The organism is Serratia sp. PGPR-27, from assembly GCF_022678525.1.
GTDB classification, from domain to species: domain Bacteria; phylum Pseudomonadota; class Gammaproteobacteria; order Enterobacterales; family Enterobacteriaceae; genus Serratia; species Serratia nematodiphila.
Window position 1 is genome coordinate 1 of the sequence record NZ_JALBYS010000052.1, and the last position, 15,754, is coordinate 15,754.

Here is a 15,754-nt window from a genome sequence, read left to right on the forward strand (position 1 = left end):
AGGCCGATTACGGTCACGGTCGTCCCGTTCCTTTATCTCGGCTAAAAGACGTTCAAAGTTAACATTAAAGCCTTTCTCCTGCAACTGCAGCATGCGGCGGTGCGCGCGCTCCTCCGAGCTGGCGTCGAGGAAAATCTTGACCGGCGCGTCAGGGAACACCACCGTGCCCATGTCGCGGCCATCGGCAATCAGGCCGGGCGCCTCGCGGAATGCGCGCTGGCGGCGCAGCAACGCCTCGCGCACGCGCGGAAACGCCGCAGCTTGCGACGCGGTGTTGCCGACGGTTTCGGTGCGGATCTCATTACTGACGTCCTCACCTTCCAAAATCACCTGCAGCTTGCCGTCCTGGGCAACGAAGCGAACATCGAGATGTGCGGCCAGCGGAACCAGCGCTTCCTCAGAAGTGATATCCACCTGATGATGCAACGCCGCCAGCGCCAGCACGCGATAGATCGCGCCGGAGTCCAGCAAACGCCAACCAAGGGACTCGGCCAACGCTTTACACAGCGTGCCTTTGCCCGCGCCACTTGGTCCATCAACGGTTATCACCGGGGCTGTAGCCGTCATTTCTCTCTCCTTCAGGTAGAAAACCTCACAGAGGCACGGCGTGCTTCGACTCGAAGCCCGTGAGCTCTGTCACCTGCCCAATCAGGGGCAAATACGGTGGCGTATTATACGCTGCCCTACGGCGATCTGTTACCCTGGAACTATCCGGTTGTTGAAAATAAGCGCACAACCGCGAAAAAGTATAGAAGAAACGCCGGTCGCCAAAGGTTAAAAACGATAAAGGCCCGCAAAGGGGCCTTAAAATAAACGATTTGACGGGTTACGCCGGCTGGCTGATGCGCGCCAGCTGTTCGAAATAATCCGGGAAGGTCTTCGCGGTGCATTTCGGATCGAGAATGGTGACCGGCGTATCCGACAGCGCCACCAGCGAGAAGCACATTGCCATGCGGTGATCGTTGTAGGTGCCGATCTCGGCGAACTGCAGTTTGGCCGGCGGCACGACGTGAATGTAGTCTTCGCCTTCGTCCACTTCCGCCCCCACTTTACGCAGCTCGGTGGCCATCGCCGCCAGACGGTCGGTCTCCTTCACCCGCCAGTTGTAGATATTGCGGATGGTGGTCGGCCCCTCTGCGAACAGCGCTGCGGTGGCGATGGTCATCGCCGCGTCGGGAATGTGGTTCATGTCCATGTCGATGCCGCGCAGTTCACCGCGGCTGCACTCGATGAAATCGTCGCCCCAGGTGATGCGCGCGCCCATTTTCTCCAGCACGTCGGCAAACTTGGTGTCGCCCTGCACGCTTTTGCGACCGATGCCGGTCACGCGCACGGTGCCGCCCTTGATCGCCGCCGCCGCCAGGAAGTAAGAGGCGGAAGAAGCGTCGCCCTCAACCAGGTAATCGCCCGGCGCGATATACGTCTGGCGCCCCTGGATATGGAATACCCGGTAGTTGTCGTGGCTCACCGATACGCCGAAGGTGCGCATCAGATGCAGCGTAATGTCGATGTACGGCTTGGAAACCAGCTCGCCCTTGATGTGGATCTGCGTATCCTGCGGCGCCAGGGGCGCGGTCATCAGCAACGCGGTCAGGAACTGGCTGGAGACGCTGCCGTCAACGGTGACGTCGCCGCCCAGGAAACCGCCGCGCAGGCGAATCGGCGGGTAATCGGTCTGTTCGAGGTAATCAATCTGCGCCCCGCCCTGGCGCAACGCGTCCACCAGATGGCCGATCGGGCGTTCTTTCATGCGGGGTTCCCCGGTCAGCACCACGTCGCCTTCACCGAGGCACAGCGCCGCCGCCAGTGGGCGCATCGCGGTGCCGGCATTGCCGAGGAACAGTTCCAGCGGTTGGTTGGCCACCAACGGCCCGGCCACGCCGGTCACTTCACACACGGTGCGGTCGGCGGAAAGCCGGTAGTTCACACCCAACGCCTGCAGCGCATTCAGCATATGACGCACGTCGTCGCTGTCCAGCAGGTTGGTCAGCCGGGTCGTTCCCTCCGCCAGCGCCGCCAGCAGCAGAGCGCGGTTAGAAACGCTCTTCGAGCCGGGTAAGTTGACGGTGCCATTGACCAGGGCGACCGGTTGTAACGTCAGGGAATCCACCATGTGAACAAAACTCTCCAATTCTGATAAACGAAACGGCTCCGGAATAATGCCGGAGCCGCTTTAATGCAAAAGGACAACAGCCTGAGGCCGCCCGCGCCTGGCGGACTGCCGGAATCAACCGTGACGACGTTCGAAGTCGGCCATGAAGTCGGTCAGCGCCTGGACGCCGGCCAGCGGCATGGCATTGTAAATAGAAGCGCGCATGCCGCCAACTACCCGGTGGCCTTTCAGCGCCTGCAGGCCGATAGCCTCGGCTTCGCTGAGGAACACCTTGTCCAGCGCCGCATCGGCCAGCTGGAACGGCACGTTCATCCAGGAACGGTTGGCGATGGCAACCTGGCTGCGGTAGAAGTCGGATTTATCGATGGTCGCGTACAGCAGCTCGGCCTTAGCCTGATTGCGTTTTTGCATCTCCACCAGGCCGCCCTGCTCTTTCAGCCATTTGAACACCAGCCCGGACAGGTACCAGGCGAAGGTCGGCGGGGTATTGAACATCGAATCGTTCTCGGCCAACACGGTGTAATCGAGGATCGACGGCACTTCTTTACGCGCCTTGCCCAACAGATCGTCACGCACGATCACCAGCGTCAGACCGGCCGGGCCGATATTTTTCTGCGCGCCGGCGTAAATCACGCCGAAGCGGCTGACGTCGAGCGGGCGGGACAGGATGGTCGAGGAGTAATCGCCGATCACCACTTTGTCGCCGAAGTCCGGCGTTTCATCGATGGCCACGCCGTCGATGGTCTCATTCGGGCAATAGTGCACGTAAGCCGCGTCGTTGCTCAGTTGCCACTCTTTCATCGGCGTGATGCCGCTCAGGCCGTCGATGCGGGTTTTCACGTCGATGACGTTCGGGGCGCAATACTTTTCCGCCTCCTTGATGGCACTGTGCGCCCAATAGCCGCCGTCGATATAGTCGGCGGTGGCCTTGTCGCCCAGCAGGTTCAGCGGCAGCGCTGCGAACTGCGCGCGGGCGCCGCCGTGGCAAAACAGCACTTTATAGTTGGAGGGGACTTTCAGCAGATCGCGCAGATCCTGTTCCGCCTGCTCGGCAACGGCGATGAATTCTTTGCTGCGGTGACTGATCTCCATCACAGACGTTCCCAGGCCGTGCCAGTTGCACAGTTCCTGTTCCGCACGACGCAACACTTCCACCGGCAGCATCGCCGGGCCAGAGCTAAAATTATAAACCTGAGTCATTTCCCCTCACCACATTCACTGTTCGCCGCAGAAAAGCGACCTGTCGAAAAGACGCCCGAAGTTAACGCTCGCGTTAACCAACCCATCGGTTTTATCACTCACGCCCCATGGCTGCAACGCTTATTCGCCCGTCGGCGGCAAACGGCCGTGCCGGGTGATGACAGGCTCTGCGGCCGTCGCGATTGTTTGGACGATAAAACCCTGTGACATGGGGAAATTCAGCGGGTTAACGCGGTGTTTTATGCTGTATTCAGCCAAGATGGCTGCGGGAGCCCGGATGGCCCCCGCAGGAGAGGAAACGATCAGTACTGATTAAACATCTGCTGGATCTGCTTCGCGTCTTTGGTTTGCGTCAGCGCCAGCTGCAGCAGAATGCGCGCTTTTTGCGGATTCAGCGTGCCGGCGGCCACGAAGCCGTACTTGGCGTCGTCCACTTCCGCATCCTCGGTGGTGGCGCCGGTCGGCACGCGCGAAGAACGCACCACCGCCACGCCGTTGTGCGCCGCCGTCGCCAGGGTGTCGAACACGGTTTTATACAGGTTGCCGTTGCCGACCCCGGCGCTGACGATGCCCTGATAGCCTTCGGCGATCAGCGCCTTGGCCGGCGCATCGGAGGCGTTGGCGTAGTTGTAGACGATGCCGACCTTCGGCAGCTCGTTCAGCTTGCTGACGTCGAACGGCGTCTCCCGGGTATGCTTACGCTGCGGCGAGCGCTGGTAATCGATCTTGCCGTTGTGGATATACCCCAGCGGGCCGTAGTTTGGCGACTGGAAGGTCTGCACGGCGGTGGTATTGGTCTTGGTGACGTCACGCGCGTCCAGCACGGTGTCGTTCATCGCCACCAGCACCCCGCGGTTGGCCGATTGCGGATCCGCCGCCGTCACCACCGCGTTATACAGGTTGAACGGGCCGTCGGCGCTCATCGCCGTCGCCGGCCGCATCGCCCCCACCAATACCACCGGCTTGTCGCATTTCACCGTCAAATCAAGGAAATAGGCCGTCTCTTCCAGCGTATCGGTGCCGTGAGTGATGACGAAGCCGTCGGTTTTGCCGCAGTCGGCGTCAATTTTCTTCGCCAGCGTCAGCCAGACCTGATCGTTCATGTCCTGCGAGCCGATGTTCACCACCTGCTCCCCCTGCACGTTGGCGATATCCTTCAGCGCCGGCACCGCATCGACCAACGCCTCGACGCCAAGCTTGCCCGCGGTATAGTTGGATTTCGTCGCCGAATCGCCGCCGCCGGCGATAGTGCCGCCGGTCGCCAGCAGGGTGATGTTGGGCAGCGCCAGCGCCGAGGCGCTGACGCCGGTCAACAAGAGGGTTAACGCGCTGAGTTTCACTGATTTCATTAGATTTCTCCGTGACAGATAACTTGCTGAATTATGGTCTTTATCCTTAAAAAAACTGTGACTTTGCCACCGCTTTAGGAATACGTGGAGCTCCAGCGTAAAACCCCGTATCATTGCGCGTTTTTAGTACGCGCAAAAAGTGAAGACAATGACGCAAACTTTTATCCCCGGTAAAGACGCCGCCCTGGAAGACTCCATCTCCCGTTTCCAGCAGAAGCTGAGCGATCTCGGTTTCAACATCGAAGAAGCCTCCTGGCTGAACCCGGTGCCGCACGTGTGGTCGGTGCACATCCGCGATCGCGATTGCCCGCTGTGCTTCACCAACGGCAAAGGCGCCAGCAAAAAAGCCGCGCTGGCCTCCGCGCTGGGTGAATATTTCGAGCGCCTGTCCACCAACTACTTCTTCGCCGATTTCTATCTGGGCAAGCAGATCGCCGAAGGCGACTTCGTGCACTATCCGAATGAGAAATGGTTCCCGATCCCTGAAGACGACGCGCTGCCGGCCGGCATCCTCGACGAACGTCTGCACGCCTTCTACGATCCGCAGCAAGAGCTGAGCGCCAGCGATCTGGTCGATCTGCAGTCCGGCAACGCCGATCGCGGCGTGTGTGCACTGCCGTTTACCCGTCAGTCCGACCAGCAAACCGTGTACATCCCGATGAATATCATCGGCAACCTGTATGTTTCCAACGGCATGTCCGCCGGCAACACCGCCAACGAAGCGCGCGTGCAGGGCCTGTCGGAAGTGTTCGAGCGTTATGTGAAAAACCGCATCATCGCCGAATCCATCAGCCTGCCGGCGATCCCGGACGAGGTGCTGAACCGCTACCCGGGCGTGGTGGAAGCCATCGCCAAGTTGGAAGAGGAAGGTTTCCCGATCCTCTCCTATGACGCCTCGCTGGGCGGCAACTACCCGGTGATCTGCGTGGTGCTGTTCAACCCGACCAACGGCACCTGCTTCGCTTCATTCGGCGCGCACCCGGACTTCGGCGTGGCGTTGGAGCGCACGGTAACCGAACTGCTGCAGGGCCGCAGCCTGAAAGATCTCGACGTGTTCACCGCGCCGACCTTCGATGACGAAGAAGTGGCGGAACACACCAACCTGGAAACGCACTTCATCGACTCCAGCGGCCTGATCTCCTGGGATCTGTTCAAGCAGGACGCGGACTATCCGTTCGTTGACTGGAACTTCAGCGGCAGCACGCAGGAAGAGTTCGCCACCCTGATGAGCATCTTCGACAAGGAAGACGCGGAAGTGTACATCGCCGACTACGAGCACCTGGGCGTCTACGCTTGCCGCATCATCGTGCCGGGCATGTCCGATATCTACCCGGCGGAAGACCTGCTGCTGGCTAACAACAGCATGGGCGCGCACCTGCGCGATACGCTGCTGGCGCTGCCGGGCAGCGAGTGGGAGCCGGAAGAATACCTGGCGCTGATCGAACAGTTGGACGACGAAGGGCTGGACGATTTCACCCGCGTACGCGAACTGCTTGGCATTGCCAGCGGCAAAGACAACGCCTGGTATACCCTGCGCGTGGGCGAGCTGAAGTCGATGCTGGCGCTGGCGGGCGGCGATCTGGATCAGGCGCTGATCTGGACCGAATGGACGCAGGACTTCAACGCCTCGGTGCTGAGCCCGGCGCGCAGCAACTACTACCGCTGCCTGCAAACGCTGCTGCTGCTGGCGCAGGAGCCTGAACGCGAAGCGGCGCAGTACTATACCGCGTTCGTGAAGATGTACGGCCAGGAAGCGGTCGACGCCGCCTCCGCCGCCATCAGCGGTGAAGAGCGCTTCAACGGGCTGTTCGCCGTCGATGCCGATCTGAAGGCACTGCCGGCCCATCAGGCGCTGCTGGCGGCTTACGAGAAACTGCAGGCGGCCAAACGCCGCCACTGGGCCAAGGCCTAAGCATCATCAGGGGATACTGCCACTTTGGGAGTACCCCTGTTGCCAAACGCCGCACTCCGTTGCGGCGTTTTCAATTTTGCGGTTTATTTCAACGCATTCGGTTTTATTTTTTCGCCGGGAAATAGGTGGTTAAACGATCATAAAAATAAATAAACCGTCAATTGTTGCCGGACGGTGAAATAATAATTAACCGATAATTAAACTTTCAGCGCCGCGCGGCGACAAAACGCCTAAAAATTTAACTTTACTCCACGCCGACCACTCGGTGGATTCAAAAAAATTTGCAAACATTAAAAAATTGTTTTTTATTAAAAATCAATAAATTAACTATAAAAACCACACAAAAAACACGTCATTTCACCGCTCTACTTCCCCGCCTTATGATCCAAATCAAATTTTCCCCTATACTGCTTTGCTAGTATCTCATTGCGTTGTTTTAACCCTTAAGAGCGAGAGTTAGTTTGAAAACTGACAGCCCCTTCGATCTGATTTTACCTGCGGCAACGGCGAAAATCGCTGAAGATGCCGGCGTGTATAAAGCCACCAAACATCCGCTGAAAACGTTTTATTTGGCGATCACCGCCGGTGTCTTCATTTCCATCGCCTTCGTCTTCTACATCACGGCGACCACCGGCACCGCCGGCGTGCCTTTCGGGCTGGCGAAACTGGTCGGCGGCATCTGCTTCTCTCTCGGGTTAATGCTGGTGGTGGTGTCGGGCGCCGACCTGTTCACCTCTACCGTGCTTATCGTCATCGCCAAGGCCAGCGGCCGCATCAGCTGGGGCCAGCTGGGCGCCAACTGGCTGAACGTTTATCTCGGCAACCTGGTCGGCGCGCTGTTCTTCGTGGCGCTGATCTGGTTCTCCGGCGAGTATATGGTCGCCAACGGCCAGTGGGGCCTGAATGTTCTGCAAACCGCAGACCACAAGCTGCATCACACCTTCATCGAAGCCGTGTGCCTCGGCATTCTGGCCAACCTGATGGTCTGCCTGGCGGTCTGGATGAGCTACTCCGGCCGCACCCTGACCGACAAGATGCTCGCCATGGTGCTGCCGGTCGGGATGTTTGTCGCCAGCGGTTTCGAGCACAGCATCGCCAACATGTTTATGATCCCTATGGGCATCGTGGTCAAACACTTCGCCACGCCGGAATTCTGGCAAGCCGTAGGGGCGGTACCTGAGCAATTCGCTCATCTGACAGTAAGCAACTTCATCATCGACAACCTGATTCCGGTCACCCTCGGTAACATCATCGGCGGTGGTCTGCTGGTTGGGTTGACTTACTGGGTAATTTATCTGCGCGGGGGCCGCGAGCAGCACTAAGCTGTGAGTAACCGCGCGCAGAGTTAGAAATCCACAATCAAAGGTAGGTGTACAATGACCGAACTTAACGAGAAATTAGCCAACGCTTGGGAAGGTTTCAGCAAGGGTGACTGGCAGAATGAAGTCAACGTTCGTGACTTCATCCAGAAAAACTACACGCCTTATGAGGGTGACGAATCCTTCCTGGCTGGTGCTACTCAAGCCACCACCACCTTGTGGGACAAGGTTATGGAAGGGATCAAACTGGAAAACCGCACTCATGCGCCGGTTGATTTCGACACCAACGTTGCTTCAACCATCGTTTCTCACGACGCGGGTTACATCGCCAAAGAGCTGGAAACCATCGTGGGTCTGCAGACCGACGCCCCTCTGAAACGCGCGCTGATCCCGTTCGGCGGCATCAAAATGGTCGAAGGTTCGTGCAAAGTGTACGGCCGCGAACTGGATCCGCAGCTGAAAAAAGTGTTCACCGAATACCGCAAAACCCACAACCAGGGCGTATTCGACGTTTACACCAAAGACATCCTGAACTGCCGTAAATCCGGCGTGCTGACCGGTCTGCCGGACGCCTACGGCCGCGGCCGCATCATCGGCGACTACCGCCGCGTGGCGCTGTACGGTATCGACTTCCTGATGGCCGACAAGCTGAACCAGTTCAAATCGCTGCAGGAAAAACTGGAAAACGGCGAAGACCTGGAAATGACCATCCAGCTGCGCGAAGAGATCGCTGAACAGCATCGCGCTCTGGCTCAGATCAAAGAGATGGCCGCCAAATACGGTTACGACATCTCCGGCCCGGCCACCAGCGCGCAAGAAGCGGTGCAGTGGACCTACTTCGGCTACCTGGCCGCGGTGAAATCCCAGAACGGCGCCGCCATGTCCTTCGGCCGCGTGTCCACCTTCCTCGACGTGTTCATCGAGCGCGACATCAAGGCGGGCAAACTGACCGAAGAACAAGCGCAGGAGCTGATCGACCACCTGGTGATGAAACTGCGTATGGTGCGCTTCCTGCGTACCCCTGAGTACGATGAGCTGTTCTCCGGCGACCCAATCTGGGCGACTGAGTCCCTGGCCGGTATGGGCGTCGACGGCCGTACCCTGGTCACCAAAAACAGCTTCCGCTTCCTGAATACCCTGTACACCATGGGGCCGTCTCCGGAACCGAACATGACCATCCTGTGGTCTGAGAAGCTGCCGCTGAACTTCAAGAAATTCGCGGCGAAAGTGTCCATCGACACCTCTTCCGTACAGTACGAAAACGACGACCTGATGCGCCCTGACTTCAACAACGATGACTATGCCATCGCTTGCTGCGTCAGCCCGATGATCGTCGGCAAACAAATGCAGTTCTTCGGCGCCCGCGCCAACCTGGCGAAAACCATGCTGTACGCCATCAACGGCGGCGTTGACGAAAAACTGAAACTGCAGGTCGGCCCGAAAGAAGCGCCGATGATGGACGAAGTGCTGGACTATGACAAAGTCATGGCGCGCATGGACCACTTTATGGATTGGCTGGCCAAGCAGTACGTGACCGCGCTGAACATCATTCACTACATGCACGACAAGTACAGCTACGAAGCTGCGCTGATGGCGCTGCATGACCGTGACGTTTATCGCACCATGGCTTGCGGCATCGCCGGTCTGTCCGTGGCGGCCGACTCCCTGTCCGCCATCAAGTACGCGAAAGTCACCACCATTCGCGACGAAGACGGCCTGGCTATCGACTTCAAAGTGGAAGGCGAGTATCCGCAGTTCGGTAACAACGACGCCCGCGTCGATGACATCGCCTGCGACCTGGTGGAACGTTTCATGAAGAAAATTCAGAAACTGCGCACCTACCGCAACGCGGTACCGACCCAGTCCGTACTGACCATCACCTCCAACGTGGTGTACGGTAAGAAAACCGGTAACACCCCGGATGGCCGCCGCGCCGGCGCACCGTTCGGCCCAGGCGCCAACCCGATGCACGGCCGCGACCAGAAAGGCGCAGTAGCCTCCCTGACCTCGGTAGCCAAACTTCCGTTTGCCTACGCGAAAGACGGGATCTCCTACACCTTCTCCATCGTGCCTAACGCGCTGGGTAAAGACGACGACGTGCGTAAAGCCAACCTGGCGGGCCTGATGGATGGCTACTTCCACCATGAAGCCTCCATCGAAGGCGGCCAGCACCTGAACGTCAACGTAATGAACCGCGAAATGCTGTTGGACGCGATGGAAAACCCTGAGAAATACCCTCAGCTGACCATCCGCGTCTCCGGTTACGCCGTGCGCTTCAACTCGCTGACCAAAGAGCAACAGCAGGACGTCATTACTCGTACCTTCACTCAAACGATGTAATGCGCCAGCCGGGCGGGAAACCGCCTGGTAGCAACGTCAGGGCCGGTTCTGCCGGCCCTTTTCTCCCACCGCTCTCCCCTGACTCTGTACGAGTCTGTTTTGCCGGACATCTATACTGAATGGATAGCCGGCAAAACAGTTATCCGGCAACTGACCGGCCGACAGGCATCATTACCCCCGGTGGCGGGCTCACCCCGCCACTGCATCGCAGATACCTGGCCGGCGGCCACGCGCCTATTTTTAGACTGCGTTTGACAGTCAATATTGGAGAAAAACCCGCAATGTCAGTAACTGGTCGCATCCACTCCTTCGAATCCTGCGGCACCGTCGACGGGCCAGGGATCCGCTTTATCGTCTTCTTCCAGGGCTGCCTGATGCGCTGCCTCTATTGCCATAACCGCGACACCTGGGATACCCACGGCGGCAAAGAAGTGACCGTCGAAGAGCTGATGAAAGACGCGGTGGCCTACCGCCACTTCATGAATGCCTCTGGCGGCGGCGTGACCGCATCCGGCGGCGAAGCGATCCTGCAGGCTGAATTCGTGCGCGACTGGTTCCGCGCCTGCCATGCCGAAGGCATCAATACCTGCCTGGATACCAACGGCTTCGTGCGCCGCTACGATCCGGTGATCGACGAGCTGCTGGACACCACCGATCTGGTGATGCTGGATCTGAAACAGATGAACGATGAGATCCATCAGAATCTGGTCGGCGTCTCCAACCATCGCACGCTGGAATTCGCCCGCTACCTGGCGAAACGCAACCAGCGCACCTGGATCCGCTACGTGGTGGTGCCGGGTTGGTCAGACGACGACAAATCGGCGCATCTGTTGGGCGAGTTCACCAAAGACATGACCAACATCGAGAAAATCGAGCTGCTGCCCTACCACGAACTGGGCAAGCACAAATGGGTGGCGATGGGGGAAGAGTACAAGCTGGACGGCGTTCATCCGCCGAAGGCCGAGACCATGGATCGCGTCAAAGGCATCCTGGAAAGCTACGGCCACAAAGTGATCTACTGATTGGCGCGCGCCACAAGAAAAAACCGGCTCATGGCCGGTTTTTTTATGCTCAGGCGGCGGCGAACGGCGTATGGTGGCGATCCGGTTTCTGCTTCTTCAGCAGCATCAGCAGGTAAACCAGCGCCACGGCGGCGATCATCACGAACAGTACGCGGTCAGAGTAGTTCTGCATCAGCAGCGCCGTCATCGATGGGCCCAGCAGGCTGCCGATGGTGTAACTCATCAGCAGCGCCTGGTTCATCGCCACCAGCTCGTGCGGCATCGCCTTCTCACAGGCCCAGGACATCGCCACCGGATACAGGGTAAAGCCGGCGCAGCCGAGGATGAACAGCGAAGGCGCCATGGCGTAGTTGCCGAGCATCGCCACGCTGGCGAGGATCACCACGAACACCTGAATGCGCAGCACCAGCAGGCGCCCGTAACGATCGGCCAGGCGCCCGACTGGCCATTGGCCGACGATGCCGGAGCTGACCAGCAGCGCCATCCAGTAGCCGACGTTGGCATCGCTCATGCCCTGATGGGAGAGATACAGCGGCATCAGGCCGTACAGCGAACCGAGCACGATGCCGGAGATGATGCAGCCATTGATGCCGAGGCGCGCGCTGCGGCGTCTCAGCATCGACCACACCGCCGCCTGCTGCGGCTCGTCTTCATGGCGGTTGACCCGCGCGAACAGCATCGGCAGCATGGCGCTGATCACGATGGCGGTCACCCACGGCACCACGTGCAGCAATTCGGTCGAGGTCATGCTCAACAGCAATTGGCCGGTCACCGTCCCGAGGTAATAGACAATCATATAGGCCGCCAGCAGCTGGCCGCGGTTGCTGAGATTACCGCTGCGCAGCAGCGCGCTTTCCACAATCACCCAAATCCAGGCGCAACCGACGCCGGCGAAGAAGCGCCAGCCCAGCCAGCTCCAGAAATCGATCGACAGCACCATGCCGGCGGTCGCGGCGGCGAACAACAAACAGGAGAGATGGTAGCTGCGGGTGAAGCCGACGCGCTGGATCAGTTTGCCCGCCACCAACGTGCCCAACAGGTTGCCGCTGAAATAGGAGGAGCTGACCATTCCCACTTGCCAGGTCGACAGCTGAGCATGGGTTAACCAAAGAGGCACTAACGTATTCAAAACGGCAATGGATACCGTGAGCAACAACAGGCCGCAGAGCAACAGGAGCACTGGGCGGGAGTATGCGGACATAGTGAAATTGTGACCGAACGCGCAATGAGAGTGCGCGCATCATGCCACTGGCGATAAAAAAGTCAATCGCCTCTTATCATTCCAGCGCACGATTTGTTTCCGACCAAACGACCGAAAAAGCGTTATGCTCAGCGCAGAGCGGATTTCACGACGGAGAAGCAAGATGAGTCAGGCAAATAATGCGGCGGTCGAGACCTTGCTGGCGGACATCGGCAGCACGCACGGCGAGCTGCTGGAGATCGTACAACAGGTGCGCCGGGTCGCCGCGGCGAGCGGCAGTGGCGTCACCGAGTCGGTTAAATACGGCGGCATCATGTTCTCACATAGCCAATTTTTCTGCGGCGTTTTCGCCTACCGCAATCACGTCACGGTGGAATTCGGCCAGGGCTACCTCCTGGAAGATCGTTATCACCAGCTCGAGGGCAGCGGCCAATATCGGCGGCACATCAAGCTCCACTCGCCCGCCGAAGTGAAAAGCAAGCATCTGGCCGACTACATTAAACAGGCTTATACGCTGGCGAAAGGCTGAATTCTCGACATAAAAAAAGCGCCCGCAGGCGCTTTTTTCTAGTGATTGGCTGTTCAGCCGATATATTCCAGGCCGCCCATATAAGGGCGCAGCACTTCAGGCACCTGAATACGGCCGTCGGCCTGCTGGTAGTTCTCCAGCACCGCCACCAGGGTACGGCCAACCGCCAGGCCGGAACCATTCAGCGAGTGGACCAGACGCGGTTTCTTGTCGGCCTTGCTGCGGCAGCGCGCCTGCATGCGACGCGCCTGGAAGTCCCACATGTTGGAGCAGGACGAGATCTCGCGGTAGGTGTTCTGCGCCGGCAGCCACACTTCCAGATCGTAGGTCTTGCAGGCGCCGAAGCCCATGTCGCCGGTGCACAGCAGCACCTTGCGGTAAGGCAGGTTCAGCAGCTGCAGCACTTTTTCCGCGTGGCCGGTCAGCTCTTCCAGGGCATCCATCGAATCTTCCGGACGGACGATCTGCACCATTTCAACCTTGTCGAACTGGTGCATACGGATCAAACCACGGGTGTCGCGGCCGTAAGAACCGGCTTCCGCACGGAAGCATGGCGTGTGTGCGGTCATCTTCAGCGGCAGAGATTCCTCTTCCACGATCTCGTCGCGCACCAGGTTGGTCAGCGGCACTTCCGCCGTTGGGATCAACGCGTAGTTGCTGCTGTCGGCTTCTTCTTCCAGCGGGCGGGTATGGAACAGATCTTCGCCGAACTTCGGCAGCTGGCCGGTGCCATACAGCGTGGCGTGGTTGACCAGATAAGGCACGTAGGCCTCCAGGTAGCCATGCTGCTCGGTGTGCAGATCCAGCATGAACTGGGACAGCGCGCGGTGCATGCGGGCGATTTGCCCTTTCATCACCACGAAGCGTGAACCGGTCAGCTTAACTGCGGCGGCAAAATCCAGCCCGCCGGCCATTTCGCCCAGATCGACATGATCACGCACCGCGAAGTCGTATTGGCGCGGTTCGCCCCAGCGGGTGACTTCCAGGTTTTCGCTGTCGTCTTTACCATCCGGCACCGCGTCGTCCGGCAGGTTAGGCAGCGTCAGAGCGTAATCGCGGATCTCGCTCTGCAGCGCATCCAGCGCCGCCTTGGCGGCATCCAGCTTGTCACCCAGCTCGTTCACTTCGCGACGCAGCGGCTCGATGTCTTCCCCACGCGCTTTGGCCGCGCCGATGGATTTCGATCGGGAGTTGCGTTCCGCTTGCAGCGTTTCAGTTTCTACCTGCAGAACTTTGCGGCGTTCTTCCTGCGAACGCAGCAGATCCAGATCGAGTTTAAAGCCTCGGCGAGCCAGTTTGACGGCGACTGCGTCTAGCTCATTACGCAGCAGATTGGGATCGAGCATGCTAATCCTGTGCTTGTTGTTATTGAAAGAAGTGTTGTTGTTCTATGCGGCTGATTTATAGCCGCATAAAAGAAGAGTGATACCCGCTAACCTTACCGCAACGGCCACGCTAGCGGTAGCGTTTTGTCGGGCTATTTTGATCCTGCTCAGCCAGCCATGCCAACTTTTCGCCGATTTTCCCTTCCAGCCCGCGCGAGGTCGGTTGGTAGTAGCGCGTATGGGCCATTTCGGGCGGGAAGTAGTTCTCACCGGCGGCGTAGGCGTTGGGTTCGTCGTGGGCGTAACGGTACTCCGCCCCCAGCCCCATCTCCTTCATCAGCTTGGTCGGCGCGTTGCGCAAATGCTCCGGCACGTCATAATCGGCCTGCTCTTTGGCGTCACGCATGGCGGCCTTGAACGCGGTGTAAACCGCGTTGCTCTTCGGCGCGCAGGCCAGGTAAACAATCGCCTGCGCGATGGCGCGCTCGCCCTCCGCCGGCCCCACGCGGGTGAAGCAATCCCAGGCGGCGATCGCCACCTGCATGCCGCGCGGATCGGCGTTGCCCACGTCTTCAGAGGCGATCGCCAACAGACGGCGCGCCACATAGAGCGGATCGCCGCCGGCGGTAATGATGCGCGCATACCAATACAGCGCGGCGTCCGGCGCCGAACCGCGCACCGATTTATGCAGCGCGGAAATCAGGTCGTAATAACGGTCGCCCTTGTTGTCGAAGCGCGCGCTGCGCTCGCCCGACACCTCTTTCAGCAGCTGCGGCGTCAGCACCCGCACGCCTTTGGCGTCGATCTCCGCCATGTCCGCCATCATTTCCAGGCTGTTCAACGCCCGGCGCGCATCGCCGCCCACCAACTCCGACAGCAGGCGGCGCGTTTCCGCCGGCAGCTCGACGTTCTGATCGCCAAAGCCGCGCGCCTTGTCGCTCATCGCCTGATCCAGCACCTGGCCGATATCTTCGGCGGTCAGTGCCTTAAGCAGATACACGCGGGCGCGCGACAGCAGCGCCGAGTTCAGTTCGAACGACGGGTTTTCGGTGGTGGCGCCGATAAAGGTGATGGTGCCGTCTTCGATATGCGGCAGGAAAGCGTCCTGCTGACTTTTGTTGAAGCGGTGCACTTCATCGACGAACAGAATAGTGCGGCGGCCGGCGTCGCGGTTTTGCCGCGCCCGTTCGATCGCCTCGCGGATCTCCTTGATGCCGGAGGTCACGGCGGATATCCGTTCGACGTCCGCCTGACCATAACGGCCGATCAGCTCTGCCAGCGTCGTCTTCCCGGTGCCCGGCGGCCCCCATAAAATCATCGAGTGCAGCTGCCCGGCCTCAATGGCGCGCGGCAGCGGCTTGCCGGCGGCCAGCAGGTGTTGCTGGCCGATATACTGCGCCAGCGTGGTCGGCCGCATGCGCGCGGCCAACGGCTGGAACTCGTT

At 59.5% G+C, this 15,754-nt stretch carries 12 protein-coding genes; 5 read left to right on the forward strand and 7 right to left on the reverse strand.

Annotated features, from left to right (window positions below):
• The 4 genes from cmk to ansB form a co-directional block, all read right to left on the reverse strand.
• Positions 1–567, reverse strand: a 567-nt coding sequence (cmk, locus tag MMS95_RS21780) for a (d)CMP kinase (RefSeq protein WP_242142268.1), incomplete at its 3' end; no start/stop codon positions are given.
• Positions 568–826: 259 nt separating this feature from the next.
• Positions 827–2,113 carry a 3-phosphoshikimate 1-carboxyvinyltransferase gene (gene aroA, locus MMS95_RS21785; protein WP_048322730.1) on the reverse strand — a complete coding sequence of 429 codons (1,287 nt, stop codon included), beginning with the start codon at positions 2,111–2,113 and terminating at the stop codon, positions 827–829.
• Positions 2,114–2,227: 114 nt separating this feature from the next.
• Complete coding sequence (gene serC / locus MMS95_RS21790; protein WP_049278198.1) at positions 2,228–3,313, reverse strand: 3-phosphoserine/phosphohydroxythreonine transaminase; 1,086 nt, start codon at positions 3,311–3,313, stop codon at positions 2,228–2,230.
• 302 nt (positions 3,314–3,615) lie between these two features.
• Positions 3,616–4,662, reverse strand: coding sequence for an L-asparaginase 2 (gene ansB, locus MMS95_RS21795; protein WP_021504333.1), 1,047 nt, complete (start codon positions 4,660–4,662; stop codon positions 3,616–3,618).
• Positions 4,663–4,810: 148 nt separating this feature from the next.
• Between ansB and ycaO the strand changes: the two genes are divergently transcribed.
• The 4 genes from ycaO (at position 4,811) to pflA (ending at position 11,255) form a co-directional block, all read left to right on the forward strand.
• Positions 4,811–6,574, forward strand: a complete 1,764-nt coding sequence (ycaO, locus tag MMS95_RS21800; RefSeq protein ID WP_004928282.1) for a 30S ribosomal protein S12 methylthiotransferase accessory factor YcaO — start codon at positions 4,811–4,813, stop codon at positions 6,572–6,574.
• 461 nt (positions 6,575–7,035) lie between these two features.
• Positions 7,036–7,896: a formate transporter FocA gene (focA, locus tag MMS95_RS21805; protein ID WP_004928284.1), complete on the forward strand. Its 861-nt coding sequence runs from the start codon at positions 7,036–7,038 to the stop codon at positions 7,894–7,896.
• A gap of 54 nt (positions 7,897–7,950) precedes the next feature.
• Positions 7,951–10,233 (forward strand): formate C-acetyltransferase, encoded by a 2,283-nt coding sequence (pflB, locus tag MMS95_RS21810; RefSeq protein ID WP_033633448.1) that lies wholly within the window; start codon positions 7,951–7,953, stop codon positions 10,231–10,233.
• 281 nt (positions 10,234–10,514) lie between these two features.
• Positions 10,515–11,255, forward strand: a complete 741-nt coding sequence (gene pflA, locus MMS95_RS21815) for a pyruvate formate lyase 1-activating protein (protein ID WP_015377324.1) — start codon at positions 10,515–10,517, stop codon at positions 11,253–11,255.
• 49 nt (positions 11,256–11,304) lie between these two features.
• Here the strand turns inward: pflA and MMS95_RS21820 are convergent, their stop codons facing one another.
• Positions 11,305–12,456, reverse strand: a complete 1,152-nt coding sequence (locus MMS95_RS21820; protein WP_085336387.1) for an MFS transporter — start codon at positions 12,454–12,456, stop codon at positions 11,305–11,307.
• A gap of 163 nt (positions 12,457–12,619) precedes the next feature.
• Here MMS95_RS21820 and MMS95_RS21825 point away from each other — a divergent pair, with 163 nt between their 5' ends.
• A complete protein-coding gene (locus tag MMS95_RS21825) occupies positions 12,620–12,985 on the forward strand; it encodes a DUF1801 domain-containing protein (protein WP_156865430.1) in 366 nt (121 codons plus the stop codon).
• 53 nt (positions 12,986–13,038) lie between these two features.
• Here MMS95_RS21825 and serS read toward each other — a convergent pair whose 3' ends face one another.
• Positions 13,039–14,331, reverse strand: a complete 1,293-nt coding sequence (gene serS, locus MMS95_RS21830; protein ID WP_156865428.1) for a serine--tRNA ligase — start codon at positions 14,329–14,331, stop codon at positions 13,039–13,041.
• Positions 14,332–14,440: 109 nt separating this feature from the next.
• Complete coding sequence (locus MMS95_RS21835) at positions 14,441–15,727, reverse strand: replication-associated recombination protein A (RefSeq protein WP_048324917.1); 1,287 nt, start codon at positions 15,725–15,727, stop codon at positions 14,441–14,443.
• Between the last annotated feature and the right edge of the window lie 27 nt (positions 15,728–15,754).